We start from the raw sequence: 15,651 nt of genomic DNA on the forward strand, positions 1-15,651 counted from the left end.
GCGCCGGCCCTCAGCTCGAGAGGGCGTTCACCGGCGAGGGGAAGGATGCGGCCGAGGCCGCGATCAGCGTGTAGACGACGACACGGTCTATCTGCGAATGCCGCACCCACGACCGGCTGTGCGACGCATCCCCGTCGTAGTCGATGATGATGAGATCGTAGGGATCGTGCGTGCCGACGATGGGCACCAGGCGGGCCGTTCCCGCACCGGCCGGGCCGGTGAGCCAGGCCGTGTACCCGCTCGAATCGTCGCCGTCGCGCGGCACCTGGAGCGCACGCTCGGGGATGCGGAGCACGGTGGGGGTGGCGTGTTGCAGCTGTCTCACAGTCATGATGTTCTCCGTTCAGGGGAGGGGATGAGCGGAGCACCGAATATCGGTACGGCGCTCCGCTCGGCTCCGGCCGTGACAGTGGACGTGCACGGTGATCCCGGAGCTGCTCAGGGGTGGCGACGGCGTCAGCCCTCGCCGGTGCGGCGGCTCACCACCGTCGCTCGACCTCCTCGACGTGACCGAAGACGTTCGCGAAGGCGACGACCTCGCCGGTCGCCAGGGTGATCCGGCCGGTGTACGTGCCGTAGCAGGTGTCGCCGCGGCTCTTCACCACCCAGCGGTCGAAGAGGTGACGCCGATGATGCTCGGGGGCGAAGACGACGTCGACATCGGGACCGGTGAGCGTCCAGGGTTCGAGCCAGTGGGCCGGGTCGTAGTCCCAGGCCAAATGCGAGCTGATCTTGTGCAGTCGGCCCTCGATCCGGATCCAGTTCTCGGTCGAGGGTGTCCCGTCGGTCCATTTGCCGCCGAACTGCAGCCCGATCCGACGCCCGAGGGTGTCCTGTCCGTGGCCGGCGCCCCAATTCCACAGCGTGAAGTACGGCCAGCGGCCACGACCGCGATCGTGGACGGCCGTCGATTCGTCGGCCTCAACGCGGTGGCTCACCCCATCGACGACGATGACACCCTTCGCCGTCAGCCCATTGTCCTTCTTGGTGTACTGGAACGCCTTCGCCGACCAGGGCACGACAACGCCCATCGACTCGTGCCCCGGCTCGCCGGTCACGGTGAGGTCGACTCGGATGCGCTCCGACTCCGCGTGCAGCACGGTGCCGGTTCCGCGCGGCGTCATCCGCACCAGCACGTTGCCACGGCGGGCCTCCATCGGCTCCCCGGTCGTGGCGCTGCCCAGGCCGCCCCCACCGGGCAGCCAGGTGTTCCCACCCTGGGTGATCTCCGCGTAAGTGGAGCGGTCGATGTACGAGATCGAGACATTGGCCCGATAGTCGTGGTGCGAGATGTTCAGCGAGACGATCGCCGTCGGTGTGACGATCGACCAGTACTCGAAACGTTTGTTGCGGCCCCAGCCCGGCAGTCCGGTGCGGTGCAGCGCCGTGCGGGTCCAGCCGACCGCGTCGGGGTTCAGCCGGCCGGAGGGCAGGCACAGGTCGACAGGCGCCGTGATCTCCCTCTCGGTCACGCGTTCTCCGGCGGGTGGGATCTGCTTGACGGGGAGCCTCACGCGGTGGCGCCTTTCTCTTGTGATCGTTGATGACATGGTTCGGTGACCGACCGGTCAGCCCTTGGTGGCGCCATCGGCGAGACCGCGGATCAGCCATTTCTGCACGACGAGCGCCAGGATGACGACGGGCACCACGGTGAGCATCCCGGCCGCCGACAGGGCGCCCCAATTCGCGCCGTGCTCGGTGTCGCCGGCCATACCCACGATCGCCACCGGAACGGTGACCGCGTTGCGGCTCGTCAGCACGAGCGCGAACAGCAGCTCCTCCCAGGCGAGGATGATGCTGAAGATGAAGGTCGAGATCAGCCCCGGCGCCGAGATCGGAACGATGATGCGGAAGAACGCACCCATGCGCGAGCATCCGTCGAGCATCGCCGACTCCTCGAGCTCTTTCGGCAGTGAGAGGAAGAAACCGCGCATCAGCCACATCACGTACGGGATGACGAACGAGCAGTAGGCGAGGATGAGCGTGATGTGGGTGTCGGTGATCCCCAGAGTGCGGGCAACGAGGAACATCGGCACGGCGAGCGCGATCGGCGGCACGCCTCGCGAGAGCAGGATCAGCACGCCGATCGTCGCCGCTCCCCTGATGCGCAGGCGGGAGAGCGCGTAGCCCGCCATCGACCCCGCGACCAGAGAGAGGATGCCCGCGCCGAGCGCCACGATGACCGTGTTGATCATCTTCTGGCCGAACCCGTTGCTCATGAAGGCGGCGACGTACTGCGAGAGCGTCGGATCGAAGAAGAACGTCGGGGGCGTGGTGAAGATGTCGCGCTGCAGCTTGAACGAGGTCAGCAGCATCCAGAGCAGCGGGAGCAGGAACAGGATGCAGACGATCACGCCCGCCCAGATGCGGGTGCGCTCGCTCCGGCTGCGCTTGCCGACGGGCGCGACGGAGTTCTCGTCGACGCGCATTCTTCGGCGTTCTGCGGTGGTGGTCACAGTCTGTCCTCCAGCTTCTTGCTCCCCAACAGGAACACCAGGGTCAGGATCATCGTGATGACGAGCACGATCACCGCCATCGCCGACGACTCGCTGAACTTCAGCAATCGGAACGCCTGTTGGTAGATGTACAGGTTCACGACGTTCGTCGACTGGCCGGGACCGCCGTTGGTGGTGGCGAGGATGATGTCGAACATTTTCACGGCGCCCAGCCAGCGCACCACGAAGGTCGCCGCGATGATCGGTCCGAGCATCGGGAGACTGACCGACCAGAGGGTCTGCCACCAGGATGCGCCATCCACCTTCGCCGCCTCGAAGACGTCTTTCGGGAGGGCGAGCAGGGCGGCGGCTGCGATCAGGGCGACGAACGGCACCGAGCGCCAGGTGTCGATCATGACGATGCTGATCATCGACATCGTCGCGTTGCCGAACCAGTCGATCGGCGCCACCCCGAACAACCCGAGGAACCAGCCCACGACCCCCCAGAGCGGGTCGAGGATCATCTTCCAGATGCCACCCGAGACGACCGGGGCGACCACCATCGGGATGAGGAAGAGGGCGCGGACGACACCGCGCCCCCTCCACTCGGCGTTCATGAGGTAGGCGATCCCGAATCCGAGGATGATCTGCAACGGCAGTGCGAGTACCAGGTAGATCCCGGTGACCACCAGTGAGTTCTGGAAGCTCTCGTCTTGCAGTGCCGCCGTGTAGTTGTCGAATCCGACCCACCCCGAGGGGGAGAACGATGCGAGGTCGAACGTCGAGAAGCTGATGCGCAGCGTGTAGAGCAGCGGGTAGATCAGCACAGCGGCCAGGAGCAAGGTGGCCGGCAGCATGAACGTCCACCTGCCCAGGACATCCCGCATTCGTGATGCCCTGCGCGTGGGGATGCTCCGCGTGGCGGCGCGTCGGCGTCTCGTGAGTTCGACCGTCATCACGTTACTTCTTCAGCAGAGCGACGATTTGCTGCTTGGCCTTCTTGAGGGCATCCGATGCGGATGTCTGGCCTTGCACGGCAGCACTGGTCTGATCGGCGAGGATCTCCTGGATGGCGTTCGACTGCGGCGAACGAACACGCCACATCTCGCCCTTGTCGGCGATGTCGTACGCGCTCTGGAGCGCGGTGAACACCGGGGCCAGCCACGGCTGTGTGGGCGTCGTGGCGAGTGTCGACTTGCGGGCGGGGAAGGAGCCCAAGGTGTTGGTCGTCCAGACCTCGCCCTTCTTCGACGACATCCACTGCAGGAACGTCCACGCGGCCTGCGGATGCGTCGAGTTCTTGAAGACGGAGCCGCTCCAGATGCCGCGGTGCGTGCTCGCGCCGGCACTGCCGGCGGGCAACGTCTGGATTCCGACCTCATCAGGGGTGAGCTTCGTCACTGCCGGGTCGACCGCTGCGCTCTTGTACGCGCTGCCCCAGGTGAAGATCGAGGCGACCTTGCCCTGACGGAAAGCGTCGAGCGGCTGGGTGTAGTCATAGTTCGTCGCTCCGGGCGGGGCGTACTTGAGCAGGTCGACCTGCGTCTGGAGCGCCGCGACGCCCTTGGCCGTGTCGAAGGTCGGGTTCAGATTCTTATCGAACAGCGCCCCTCCGTTGGCGTTGAGCACGGACTGCCAGACCGGCGGTGAGAGAACGCCGCGCGCCCAGGTGAGCCCCGTCGACCAGGAGTCGATCGTGCCGTCACCGTTGGTGTCCTGCACCAGCTTCGGCGCTTCCTGCATGTACTGATCCCAGGTGAGCTCCGGCGTCGGCTCGGCGAGACCGGCCTTCTTGTAGAGCGTCTTGTTGTAGAACATGAGCAGCATGTTCGAGCGCAGGGGAACGCCGTACTGCTTGCCCTTCCACTCACTCGACGCCAGCGGCGCAGCGTTGAAGTCGGCCCAGTCGTACGATTTGTCCGTCCACTGGGCGGCATCGCTCTTCAGCTCGTAGAGCACGCCGGCATCGGCCAGCTGTGGGGTCCACGGGTCGTCGAGGGTGATCAGGTCGTATTGGGGATCCGTGGCGGTTCCGTTGAGCATCCCCTTGGCCAGCAGCTCGTCGTAGGGCACCGAGTCGATGGTCACATCGATGTAGGGGAACTCTTTGTTGAACTCGGGCACGAGCTGGTCCTGCCACTGCTGGGCGAAGGCGTCGTTGGCCATCATCGTGATCTTGACGTGCTTGGCTGCGGTGCCGACACCGCCGCCGTCGACCTTTGCGGGTGTCTCACTCGTCCCGCTGCAGGCAGTGAATGCCATGAGGCTCAGGACTGCTGCACCGGCCGCGAATCCTGCTCGCGCTCGCCGCATTCGAACGGACTTGTTCATTCGTACATCTCCTCGTCGTTGATTTGGATGTTCGTGGTCGTCGCACGACGCACGAGCGCCTGGCGCGGGTGTGCCGCGCAGACGGCGCCGACGTGTCGCCGACCGGAATGTGAGTGCGGGACGGCCCGTCGGGGGTTCGATGGGGAGCGCCGCAGAGACACTCAATCAGATCTGATCGAATATTGCAACGTGGAAATAGAGAAATATCGCAACGTTGCAACATGGTGGCTACGATATGGGGGTGAGCTCCAGAGACGACTCGACACCGGCCAAGCGCACCGGGGCGCCGACGATCAAAGACGTCGCGGCGCTCGCGGGCGTCTCCTACCGAACCGTGTCCAATGTGGTGAACGGGCACCGCTACATCAGCGACTCCACCCGGCAGAAGGTCGAGGCGGCGATCGCCGAGCTCGGCTATCGGCCGCAGCTCGCCGCGCGCCAACTGCGCAGCGGTCGCAGCAACCTCCTCACCCTCTCGGTGCCGTTCGTATCGCATCCGTACTTCGCCCAGCTCGCCCACGCGGTCGTCACCCAGGCTGAGCATTTCGGCTACGACGTTGTCATCGACGAGACGCGCGGCCTGCTCGAGCGGGAACTGCGCGTGGCGGCCGGGTTCAGCACCATCCTCACCGACGGCATCCTGTTCAGCCCCCTGACCATCGACCTACACCGGTTCGAAGCCGAACGCGGGGCGACCCCGCTCGTCCTGCTCGGTGAGCGCTTCCGCAGCACCAGCATCGACAGCGTCGTCGTCGACAACGTTCACTCGAGCTTCGACGCGACGACCTGTCTGGTCGAGGCGGGCCGTCGGCGACTCGGGTTCCTCGGCCAGGTTCAGGTCGGCACCATCGGCGCGGCACCCGCCGACCTGCGCATCCGTGGTTTCCATCTGGCACTGGAGGCCGCCGGCATCGAGGCGGATGCGCAGCACATCATCTCGGTCTCGCGGTGGGACCAGTCGAACCCCGACGGCGACTACTCGCGCGAGGAGGGGTACGAGCGCGTCAAAGAGCTGATCGCGCGCCCGAACGGTCTCGACGGCCTCGACGGCCTCGTCTGCGCGAACGACCTGCTCGCGATCGGCGCGCTTCGTGCGTTCCGTGAAGCCGGGATCGCCGTTCCCGGCGACGTCGTCGTCGTCGGCTGGGACAATACGGCCGAGGCGGCCTTCTCCGCGCCCTCGCTCACCACGATCTCCCCCGACCTGAACGAGATCGCCCGCCTGTCGATCGTTGCGATGTTGCGCCGCCTCGACGACCCGGCGGCCGCCCCGCAGACCGACATCGCGCCCTACCGCCTGGTGCAGCGCGAGTCGACCAACACCGCGGACGCCTCCCGCTAGGACGCCGCCCGAAACGGAGGATGGCGCTCACTCGGGTGCGTGGCGATATCCTGACTCGCTGCGGGGCGTCTTCGGTCAGAACACGATCCTTTCCACGATCAGCACCAGGCCGATCACGATCATCGCCGAACCGGAGACCCGGCTCACCCAGCGGGATGCCGCCGGGCGCGAGCGCAGCACCGCGCGCGCCCCGAATCCGACACCGGTGTAGACCACCGCGCAGCTGAGCACATGCACAGCGCCGAGCACCGCGATCTGCAGGGCGACCGGCCATACGGCCGTTGGCGTCGTGAACGGCGGCAGCAGTGCCAGGAACAGCAGGAGGAGTTTCGGGTTCAGCCCGCTGACGCCGATGCCTTTCGTCGCCCAGCGCAGCCACGACCCCTCGCTCCCGCCGCTCTCCGCGATCGGCACGGCGGGGCGACGAAGCGTCGACACGCCCAACCAGATCAGGTATCCCGCGCCGGCCACCGTGAGCATGGTCAAAATCACCGGAGCGCCCGCCACCAGGGCACCGACACCGGCCGCGACGACGATCGTCGCGATGACATGTCCGGTGAGCAGGCCGCCGACCGCCGGCGCGATGCGGTCGCGCAGCCCCCCGGCGATGACATACGCCCAGTCCGCGCCGGGCGTGATGACGAACAGGAACGACACCGCCCAGAACGCGAGAATCGTGCCGAACGCCATGACGCTCCCTCTGCTCCGCCCCGGTCGGGCGGTCGCCCTCTGGAAGAGTAGGCGGGATCACGCGAAAGGTGCTTCCAAGATCTTCCACGCAATCCGAGGTTTTGGGGGAGAATCTTTCGTGTGGATGACGTTGACAGAAGAATCCTTGCCGAGCTGCAACAGGATGGGCGGCTCAGCATCACCGAGCTGGCCGAGCGCGTGCGCCTCAGCGTCTCCCCGTGCCACCGCCGTCTGCGCGCCCTCGAACGCTCGGGGGCGATCAGCGGATACCGGGCCCACCTCAATGCAGGCGCGCTCGGCCTGACCTTCGACGCGCTCGTGTTCGTCACCATGCGCGACTCGACCCGGGACACCATCGCCGAGTTCGAACAGTCCGTGTCGACCGTTCCGGCCATCATTCAGGCCCAGCGACTCTTCGGCGACCCCGACTACCTGCTGCGCGTGGTCGCCCGCGACCTCCCCGCTTTCGAGGCCCTCTACGACCAGGAGCTCTCGGCGCTTCCCGGCGTGCAACGCCTCAGTTCGACCCTCGTCATGAAGAATGTCGTGCAAGACCGGCCGCTGCCGCTCGACCCGCTGCGCTGACCGGGTGGGCGGCAGAGCCGTCACATCGTGTCGAGGATGCCGACCAGCTGCTCGAACGTGGTCATCGGGTTGAGAATCGCGAACCGCGTGTTCGGCCGCCCCTGGTGCGAACTGGGGGTGACGAACGCCCGCTGTTCGGCGAGCAGACGCGCGGACCACTCGGCGTAATCGGCGCGCGACCAGCCGTCGCGCTCGAACACGACGACCGAGAGCTGCGGTTCGCGCACGAGCCGCAGCCCCTCGCGGGTGTCGATCTCACGGGCGATGTCGTGAGCGAGCTGCAGAGAGGCCCCGATCGCGTCACGGTAGGCCTGCGCGCCGTATGTGGCCAGCGAGAACCAGAACGGGAGCCCGCGTGCCCGACGCGTGAGGTGCGCCGCATAGTCGGAGGGGCTCCACTCCGACGTCTCCGTGAGGGTGTCCAAGTATTCGGCATGCTGCGTGTGCGCCCGACGACCGGCCGCCGGGTCACGGTAGATCAGGGCGCAGGCGTCGAACGGCGCGAACAGCCACTTGTGCGGGTCGACGATCACCGAATCCGCCTGCTCGACGCCGGCGAACCGGGCACGGGCGAGCGGGGAGAGCATCCCGGCCAGACCATAGGCGCCGTCGACGTGCAGCCAGAAGTCGAACTCCGCCTTGAGTGTGGCGAGGGAGGCGACGTCGTCGACGATCCCGAAGTTCGTGGAACCGGCCGTGGCCACGACGGCGAACACGGAGGATCCGTGCTCCTCGAGCGCTCCACGCACATCGGCGCCGGTCAGCATGCCGCTGTCGCCGACCGGCACGGGAACGACCTCAACATCCATCACCCGGGCGGCCGAAGCGATGGAGGAGTGCGCTTCCGCGCTGCAGACGATGCGCCAACGCGCCGGCGGCACCTCGCCCGCCTCCTCACAGCGCGTGCGCGCCGCCTCGCGGGCCGCCACCAGCGCAGACAGGTTTCCGAGCGTCCCACCCTGCACGAACACACCGCCGGCGGTGTCCGGCAGCCCGAATTCGCCGGCCAGCCAGGAGAGCACCTGGTTCTCGGCGAACACCGCCCCCGAGCCTTCGAGCCAGGAGCCGCCGTACACCGCGCTCGCCGAGACCACGAGGTCGAACGCCGTCGCCGCCTTCGTCGGGGCGGTGGGGATGAACGAAAGGTACTGGGGGTGGTCGGTGGTGATGCAGGCGGGCGCGAGCACGTCTTCGAAGAGTTGCAGCGCACGGGCGGCGCCGATCCCCTCGTCCACGACGGTGCGGCCGACGAGCCGCGCGAGCTCGGCCTCCGCAACGGGACCGTCGAGCGGTGTGTCTGTGCTGAGGATGCGCCGGCGCGAATACTCGAGCACGAGGTCGACGAGATCGACCGTCTCGGGCGACACCTCGTGCATGCGCCGTGTGTTCGCGGGTGCGTCGCTCTCGGTCATCGGGGCTCCTTCTCTGCTCATCTGCTCGTCTGCTCTCGCGCAGCACGCGCGTCGACAGACTCTCACACAAAGGAGGTCTGACGCACGTTCAGCGCATTTCTTGACGATACAACGCACGCTTTCCTCCCTTGTGTGTCATTTTGCGCAACAAAACATCACCGCTGCATCACGGTCGAAAGATGTCGGAGGCCCGGCGTAGAACGGCCTCATGGCCGAACGAAATCGCGTGACTCCGCTCGGCGACATCGTCGCCATCCCCCTTCGTGGCGCTTGGACGGGCAATCGCGGGCGCCTGCACGTCGGCCACGAGATCACCCGCTTCCACACCAGCGACCTCTGGATCACATGCGAACTGGACTTCCGCGGACGTTGGAGCGAGCAGTGGCTCCCCACGCGCTACACCTACCTCTTCTTCCACGACGAGGCGGTCTCGTTCGCCGCCGGGCACCGACCGTGCGCCGAATGCCGTCGCACGAGCTACCAGGCGTACCAAACCTCGTGGGCGAACAGTCTGGGCGAAGACCTCCCGACGGCGGCCCAGATGAACCACCGACTCCATGCCGAACGACTCGTCGCCGGCAGTCACCGCCGCCGCCTGCACATCGAGTCGTGGCCGCACCTGCCGACGGGCGCGTTCGTGCTCACCTCTGAGGGCCCGGCGCTGGTGCTCGACAGCGAGGTCGTCGAGTGGAGCCACGACGGCTACGGCGACCGGCATCCCCGACCGGTGCGCGGCGAGGCGATCGCGATCACCCCGCCTGCGACCCTGGCCGTTCTCCGCGACGGCTACCCCGTGCAACTCGGCATCCCGCGTTCAGCCTGATTGACTGGACGGATGTCGGATGCTCCGCTCTCCGCCCCCGCGCGGGCCCTCTTCCTGAACGGAACCGTCGGCGTGGGCAAGACCACCACCGCGCGGCCGGCGCGAGGGTGCTCGTGCTCGCCGGCGTGATCGAGGAAGCGGCGACGGTCGAACGCTACCGCGAGGCGGTGGATGCGGAGCTCACCGTCGTACGTCTCACAGTCGCCCCGAGGAGGGCGAACGCCGGCTCCTCCGCCGCCACGAGGGCGACCCCGCCGGCCTGGCCTGGCATCGCTCCCGATTCGGCGAACTCTCCGCGGTGCTCGACGCCACCGGACTCCCCGGTCCGACCGTGGACACCACCTCGCGCACCCCGGATGAGGTGGCCGAGGAGCTGCTGAGGGCTGTGGGCCTCTGACCCGCGCCGCGGGAAGACACAGCGAGGGGAACGATCGCTACAACCCGTCTCGGTCGTGCCAGTGCTCCTGCCAGCGCCAGTCGATCGGGTCGGAGACGCGCTGGTAGCGGATATCGGTCGACAGACGCATCCGGCCCTGGGCATCCGTGTTGTCGCAGGAGGCGTGCACGATGTGAGCCGAGTGCACCATCACGTCGCCGGCGCGATAGTCCGCGAATAGCCAGCGTGCGTCGTACTCCTCGGCCAGGCCGGGAAGGTCTGCGGTGATGGAAGCGGCGGGCCGTTTGAGGGTTCCGGCACGCTCCTCGGCCAGCACACGATGATGGCTGCCCTCCAGGTAGGCGAGACCGCCGCGATCGAGCGGGCAGTCACCGAGCGGAATCCACATCGAGAGCACCCGGTCGGTGCCCTCGCGCAGATACACCAGGTCGTAGTGCGCCTGCGTCGCGGTCCCGACGCCGTTCTCGCCCGCGCGGGTGTGCCGGATGATCTTGCGCCTGTGCAGATGCACCTCGTCGTCGAGCAGCCAGGCGAACCAGTCACGGATGCGGGGATGCTCGGTGAGCGCGCGGTACGCCTCGCCGGGCACGATCTCGTCGAAGAGCACTCGGCGGAGTTCGGCGCGGTCGACCTCACCGTCGGCGCCGAGGCCGAGCCCCGGATCGGTTCCCGCTCGCACCAAGCCGGTGCCGGCCAACGCGGCGAAGTAGTGGGCGCGGAAGGCTTCGACCAGCTCAGGCGCGAGGTGCCCGGGCAGGTAGAGGTAGCCGTCACGGCGCAGGCGGGCCCAGAGGGCGTCACGATCGTCGCGGTCGGAATCCGGTACGGGGTCGAGCATCCCGAACCGCGCGGGGGATTCGTCGAGCCGGTATCCGTTCGAGGTGAACATGACACCATGGTGCTGCCGCTTGGATTCCTGCGGCTTGGACTTCTGCGCTCCTATGCTTGGATTCTCGGCGATCAATGACCTCGACTTGGACGGAGACGCCATGTGGTCCTCCTTCGCAACACCCCCGGACGTGCTGCGCGACACGGGGTTGGTGTGCCTCGGCGCCGGCGAGGCGAACGGGGTCGCGCCCGGCTTCGTGCGTCGCGCGCTGCCGAGCCACGGCCTGGTACTCGTCACCGCGGGCGACGGTTGGTATGCGAGACCCGGCGAACGCCGGCCGGAGCGGGTGATCGCGCCGGCGGCGATCTGGCTGTTCCCCGGTGTCGAACACGGCTACGGCTCTGGGCCTGCGGGCTGGCATGAGCACTGGATCCTGTTCTCCGGCGCGATGACCCGCGTGTATCGCGAACTCGGCGCCGATTCCCGCCGTGCCGTCGTCGGCACTCGGCACGGGCCAGACGCCGACACGATCGGGGCGACGTTCGCCGGGCTGCGCGAGGCTCTCTCGACCCCCGGTCTGCCCGCCGCACTGCGCGCATCCGCGCTCGTTCAGCGTCTCCTGCTCGCCGCCGCGGCGGGCCTGCCCGAGCGACACCCGACCCACGACGTGCTCGGCGCCCTCGAGCAGACAGCGGCCGCCCCGACCCCGATTGCCGAGCGAGCCCATCGCCTTGGCCTGGCACCGGCCGGGCTGCGCGAACGGGTGCGCGAGCAGACGGGGATGACCCCGCAGGAGTACATCCTGGGCGTCCGCCTCGCCCGCGCGCAATCCCTGCTCGCCGAGACCCGGCTCGACATCGCCACCGTCGCCGCCCGCGTCGGCTACGACGATCCGGCATACTTCTCCCGCCTCTTCGCGGCGCGGGTGGGCGTGCCGCCCCGCGCGTTCCGCGCCCAACAGTCCCGCGACCGCGAGACCCCGATCGGACGTCAACCCGATTCGGGTTCCGCCCGCGACGACGACGCGGCAAGATGAAACCATGACCATCGACGAGCTGTACCGCGACCTGCACCGCCACCCCGAGCTCTCCTTCGAGGAGGTCCGAACGGCCGGCATCGCCGCCGACAGGCTCCGCGCGGCCGGCTACGAGGTCACCGAGCACATCGGCCGCACCGGCGTCGTCGGCGTGCTGCGCAACGGCGAGGGACCGACGGTGCTGCTCCGCGCCGATATGGACGCCCTGCCCGTCGCCGAAGACACCGGTCTCGACTACACGAGCGAAGCAGCCGGTGTCATGCACGCCTGCGGACACGACGTTCACGTGACCTGCCTGATCGGTGCCGCCGACCGGCTCGCCGCCACCCGTGACGAGTGGCACGGCACCCTGATCGCGCTGTTCCAGCCGGCCGAAGAGGTCGGCGGCGGCGCGCAGTCCATGCTCGACGACGGGCTCTACGAGTCCGTTCCGGTTCCGGATGTGGTGCTCGGCCAGCACGTCGGTCCCGCCCCGGCCGGGCTGGTCGGCGCCCACTCCGGCGCAGCCTTCGCCTCGGCGAACAGCATCGACATCACCGTATACGGTCGCGGCGGGCACGGCTCCCGGCCGGAGACGACGATCGACCCCGTCGTGCTGGCGGCGGCGATCGTGAGCCGGCTGCAGACGGTCGTGGCCCGCGAGATCGCCCCACAGGAGACGGCCGTCCTCACCGTGGGGCGGCTCAACGCCGGTACGAAGAACAACATCATCCCCGACTTCGCCAGCCTCGGCCTGAGCGTCCGCGCGTACAGCGAAGAGGTGCGAACCCGTCTGCTCGGCGCGATCGAGCGGATCGTGCGGGCCGAAGCCGCCGCATCCGGCGCCCCCGAACCACTCATCGAGCATGCGGAGTCGTTCCCCGTGACGGTGAACGAACCGGCGGCCACCGAGCGCACGGGCTCCGCATTCCGCGCCGCGTTCGGCGAAGGTTCGGTGCTCGACCCCGGCCAGGTGAGCGGCAGCGAGGATGTCGGCCTGCTCGCCACCGCGGCGGGCGCACCCCTCGTCTACTGGATCCTGGGCGGCGCCGACCCCGACAGCTATCTCGCTGCGGCACGAGCCGGAACCGTCGACCGCGACATCCCCTCGAACCACTCGCCGCACTTCGCACCCGTGATCCAGCCGACGCTCGACCGCGGCGTGGAGGCGCTCGTCGTCGCCGCCCGGGAGTGGCTGGCCTGACCTCGCGCACATTCGGTGCGAAAGTTCGGCCCGCCTATACTCCGAATTGGGCGACGACCACGCCGACCCGGAAGGAAGAATGAAGATGGCCGCGTCCCGCCCCACCCGCCGCAGCGGGGCCGCCGCCGATCGGGTGGTGAAACCCCAGGCGCGCACGGCCGCCACCCGGCAGCGCATCCTCGACTCGGCGATGGCCGTGTTCGCCATCAGGGGTTTCAACAACGGCTCGCTGATCGAGATCGCCGAACAGGCCGGGATGACGCATGCGGGCGTCCTGCACCACTTCGGCTCCAAAGACCAACTTCTCATCGCCGTGCTCGAGCACCGCGACCAGGCGGACGTCATGCACTTGGAGGGCCAGCACCCGCCGGTGGGCAAAGACCTGCTCCGTCACCTCGTCGACACCGCCCGGCTGAACGCGACCCGGGCCGGAATCGTGCAGGCCTACGCCGTGCTCTCCGCCGAGTCGGTCACCGACGACCACCCCGCGCAGGACTTCTTCCGGGAACGCTTCATCGGTCTGCGCAGCATGGTGGCTGAGGCTTTTCGCGAGGTTGCGCCCGCCGACGTCGCCGAGGAGAAGCTCTGGCAGGCAGCGGCGGCGGTCATCGCCGTGATGGACGGCCTGCAGGTGCAGTGGCTGCTCGAACCGGATGCGGTGCAGATGCCGGAGTCCGTCGACGCCGTGATCGGGGCACTGACCGCCTGGCTCAACGCCTGATGCTCACGCCCGAAGCAGACATCCCGTTGGATGTCGGCACGGTCGCTGCGCTCGTGGCGGCCCAGCATCCTGATCTCCTCGCCGAACTGCGGCTGGTGGCCGACGGCTGGGACAACTCGATCTACCGTCTCGGCGACCGCTACGCAGTGCGGCTTCCGCGACGGCAGGTAGCCGCGCAACTCATCGTGAATGAACAGACCTGGCTGCCGCGACTGGCGATGGCCCTCAGCATCGCGGTGCCGGAGCCTGTGCGGGTCGGCGTGCCGACCGCCGCCTTCCCCTGGCCGTGGAGCATCGTCCGCTGGTTCGACGGCATCGACGGTGCCGATGTCTCGGCCTCCGAGCGGGCGGCCCTGGCTGTTCCATTAGCCGAGTTCGTGGTGGCATTGCACTCGCCCGCTCCGCACGACGAACCGGTTCCCCACAACCCGGTTCGCGGTGTTCCTCTCTCCTCGCGCGATGCGTCGGTGCACGACCGGCTCGCGCAACTTGTCGACCGGCCGGAGGCGGGCGCGCTTGCCGACGGCTGGGAGCGCGCCCTAGCCGCACCCCCGTGGGCGCGCGAACCGATCTGGCTGCACGGCGACCTGCATCCGGGCAACCTGGTGCTCAGTAGGCCGCCGGGAGCGGGGCAGCCGGGCGCGGCGCTCGCGGCCGTGATCGACTTCGGCGACCTGACCGCGGGCGACCCCGCCACCGACCTCGCCACGGCCTGGCTCACCTTCGACGCTGAGGCGCGTGCTGTCTTCCGCGCCCGCATCGACGAGCTCACCGACACCGACGAGGCGACCTGGCAGCGGGCCCGCGGGTGGGCGATCGCCCTGGGCACCGCCCTCGCCCTGCACTCGGACGACAACCCCCGCATGGCGGGGCTCGGCCGTCACGCCCTGGAGCAGCTCAGCGGCGCGTGACCAGCGCACTCCGACGCCAGACGGCCCGGCGAGCGATCAGCGCAGGCCGAGCCGCTCTCCGATCCCGCATGCGGCGGCGCGCCCGACCGCGAACCCCGCCTCTGCGGCCGGCCGGCGGGTGTGCGGGTCGAGCGGGTTGACGCCGAAGGCGGCGACGGACGCATCGTCGGCGTAGACGACGGCCACCGGTGCCGGTCGCAGCGCCTCGAGCTCTTCCGCGGGGAACTGCCCGAACCCCGGACCGCCCGGTAGGATCGGCGCGATCACCAGCACCCAATCGGATCCGACGGCCAGATCGGCATTGGCGAGGGAGCGCATCCCGCCGTCGATGTACCGCCGGTCGCCGATGGTGACCGGCGGCCACACTCCGGGCACGGCACAGCTCGCGGCGACGGCGTCGGCAAGGCGCACGCCCGATGCGGCGTCGAACACGCGCAGCTCGCCGCTGCCGGCATCGATCGCCGTGAGCAGCATCCGCCGTTCCGGCCAGTGTTCGATCGGCAGCCGGGCCTCGATGGAGACCATGCGCTCGGCCTCGGTCACCGTCTTCGCCGCCAGCGCGAGACCCCCGATGCGCCGTCGCCCCTCCTCGGGTGTCGCGTCCGGGTCGGCGATCGCGAGATAGCTCGCCATCAGGGCCTGCATGTCGACCCTCGGATCGAACTCGGCTGTCTCCGGAGCGAGTTGCGCCGCGTAGAGCTCGGCCACGGGTCGCCCGCTCGCCAATTGCGCCGCCACGGCTGAGCCGGCCGAGGTGCCGATGAAACCGACCTCCGGAGCGAAGAGCGCCTCGACCAGTCGTGGGTCGGCGTCGGCCAACCCGTTGACCACGCCCAGCTCCCAGGCGATGCCCGCGACCCCTCCTCCGGCAAAGGCGATCGAACCGGCCACAGCGCACCTCTCTCTCCTTGGTGACTTCCCAGCATCACGCTACTCCGCGCCGCAGACACGGGCGC

Annotated in this window: 16 protein-coding genes; 7 read left to right on the forward strand and 9 right to left on the reverse strand. The window is 68.6% G+C overall.

The window, feature by feature from the left end; translation table 11 throughout:
• Window positions 1–10: 10 nt before the first annotated feature.
• The 5 genes from K5L49_RS10175 to K5L49_RS10195 all read right to left on the reverse strand — a co-directional run bounded on the left by K5L49_RS10175 (window position 11) and on the right by K5L49_RS10195 (window position 4,766).
• Window positions 11–331: a hypothetical protein gene (locus K5L49_RS10175; protein WP_223692475.1), complete on the reverse strand. Its 321-nt coding sequence runs from the start codon at window positions 329–331 to the stop codon at window positions 11–13.
• A gap of 148 nt (window positions 332–479) precedes the next feature.
• Entirely contained in the window at window positions 480–1,514 is a 1,035-nt protein-coding gene (locus tag K5L49_RS10180; protein ID WP_223692476.1) for a DUF2804 domain-containing protein, read from the reverse strand.
• A 54-nt stretch (window positions 1,515–1,568) separates the two neighbouring features.
• Window positions 1,569–2,456: a carbohydrate ABC transporter permease gene (locus K5L49_RS10185; protein ID WP_223692477.1), complete on the reverse strand. Its 888-nt coding sequence runs from the start codon at window positions 2,454–2,456 to the stop codon at window positions 1,569–1,571.
• Window positions 2,453–3,292 (reverse strand): carbohydrate ABC transporter permease, encoded by an 840-nt coding sequence (locus tag K5L49_RS10190; RefSeq protein WP_223692479.1) that lies wholly within the window; start codon window positions 3,290–3,292, stop codon window positions 2,453–2,455. Before K5L49_RS10190 ends, K5L49_RS10185 begins: the two co-directional genes overlap by 4 nt.
• Before the next feature lie 103 nt (window positions 3,293–3,395).
• Window positions 3,396–4,766, reverse strand: coding sequence for an ABC transporter substrate-binding protein (locus tag K5L49_RS10195; protein ID WP_223692481.1), 1,371 nt, complete (start codon window positions 4,764–4,766; stop codon window positions 3,396–3,398).
• A 241-nt stretch (window positions 4,767–5,007) separates the two neighbouring features.
• On the opposite strand from K5L49_RS10195, the gene K5L49_RS10200 reads away from it, so the two are divergent.
• A complete protein-coding gene (locus tag K5L49_RS10200; protein WP_223692482.1) occupies window positions 5,008–6,108 on the forward strand; it encodes a LacI family DNA-binding transcriptional regulator in 1,101 nt (366 codons plus the stop codon).
• A 75-nt stretch (window positions 6,109–6,183) separates the two neighbouring features.
• On the opposite strand, the gene K5L49_RS10205 is transcribed toward K5L49_RS10200, so the two are convergent.
• The gene (locus K5L49_RS10205) at window positions 6,184–6,798 is read right to left on the reverse strand and encodes a LysE family translocator (protein WP_223692484.1); all 615 of its coding nucleotides are present in this window, start codon (window positions 6,796–6,798) and stop codon (window positions 6,184–6,186) included.
• A 120-nt stretch (window positions 6,799–6,918) separates the two neighbouring features.
• On the opposite strand from K5L49_RS10205, the gene K5L49_RS10210 reads away from it, so the two are divergent.
• Window positions 6,919–7,383, forward strand: a complete 465-nt coding sequence (locus K5L49_RS10210) for an Lrp/AsnC family transcriptional regulator (protein WP_223692485.1) — start codon at window positions 6,919–6,921, stop codon at window positions 7,381–7,383.
• A 20-nt stretch (window positions 7,384–7,403) separates the two neighbouring features.
• On the opposite strand, the gene K5L49_RS10215 is transcribed toward K5L49_RS10210, so the two are convergent.
• Entirely contained in the window at window positions 7,404–8,795 is a 1,392-nt protein-coding gene (locus K5L49_RS10215) for a pyridoxal phosphate-dependent decarboxylase family protein (protein WP_223692487.1), read from the reverse strand.
• A gap of 208 nt (window positions 8,796–9,003) precedes the next feature.
• Here K5L49_RS10215 and K5L49_RS10220 point away from each other — a divergent pair, with 208 nt between their 5' ends.
• Entirely contained in the window at window positions 9,004–9,618 is a 615-nt protein-coding gene (locus K5L49_RS10220; protein WP_223692488.1) for a hypothetical protein, read from the forward strand.
• A gap of 434 nt (window positions 9,619–10,052) precedes the next feature.
• On the opposite strand, the gene K5L49_RS10225 is transcribed toward K5L49_RS10220, so the two are convergent.
• Complete coding sequence (locus K5L49_RS10225) at window positions 10,053–10,904, reverse strand: phytanoyl-CoA dioxygenase family protein (RefSeq protein ID WP_223692490.1); 852 nt, start codon at window positions 10,902–10,904, stop codon at window positions 10,053–10,055.
• A gap of 100 nt (window positions 10,905–11,004) precedes the next feature.
• Here K5L49_RS10225 and K5L49_RS10230 point away from each other — a divergent pair, with 100 nt between their 5' ends.
• The 4 genes from K5L49_RS10230 (at window position 11,005) to K5L49_RS10245 (ending at window position 14,695) form a co-directional block, all read left to right on the forward strand.
• Window positions 11,005–11,880 (forward strand): helix-turn-helix domain-containing protein, encoded by an 876-nt coding sequence (locus K5L49_RS10230; protein WP_223692491.1) that lies wholly within the window; start codon window positions 11,005–11,007, stop codon window positions 11,878–11,880.
• A 4-nt stretch (window positions 11,881–11,884) separates the two neighbouring features.
• Window positions 11,885–13,063 (forward strand): amidohydrolase, encoded by a 1,179-nt coding sequence (locus tag K5L49_RS10235; RefSeq protein WP_223692492.1) that lies wholly within the window; start codon window positions 11,885–11,887, stop codon window positions 13,061–13,063.
• An 85-nt stretch (window positions 13,064–13,148) separates the two neighbouring features.
• Window positions 13,149–13,784, forward strand: a complete 636-nt coding sequence (locus K5L49_RS10240) for a TetR/AcrR family transcriptional regulator (RefSeq protein WP_223692494.1) — start codon at window positions 13,149–13,151, stop codon at window positions 13,782–13,784.
• Window positions 13,784–14,695, forward strand: a complete 912-nt coding sequence (locus K5L49_RS10245) for an aminoglycoside phosphotransferase family protein (protein WP_308116535.1) — start codon at window positions 13,784–13,786, stop codon at window positions 14,693–14,695. The genes K5L49_RS10240 and K5L49_RS10245 overlap by 1 nt, the downstream gene beginning before the upstream one ends.
• A 36-nt stretch (window positions 14,696–14,731) precedes the next feature.
• On the opposite strand, the gene K5L49_RS10250 is transcribed toward K5L49_RS10245, so the two are convergent.
• On the reverse strand, window positions 14,732–15,586 hold the full coding sequence (locus K5L49_RS10250) for a patatin-like phospholipase family protein (protein WP_223692496.1): 855 nt from the start codon (window positions 15,584–15,586) through the stop codon (window positions 14,732–14,734).
• Between the last annotated feature and the right edge of the window lie 65 nt (window positions 15,587–15,651).

Origin of the sequence: Leifsonia poae (assembly GCF_020009625.1) — a bacterium.
In the GTDB taxonomy this organism is placed as follows: domain Bacteria; phylum Actinomycetota; class Actinomycetes; order Actinomycetales; family Microbacteriaceae; genus Leifsonia; species Leifsonia poae_A.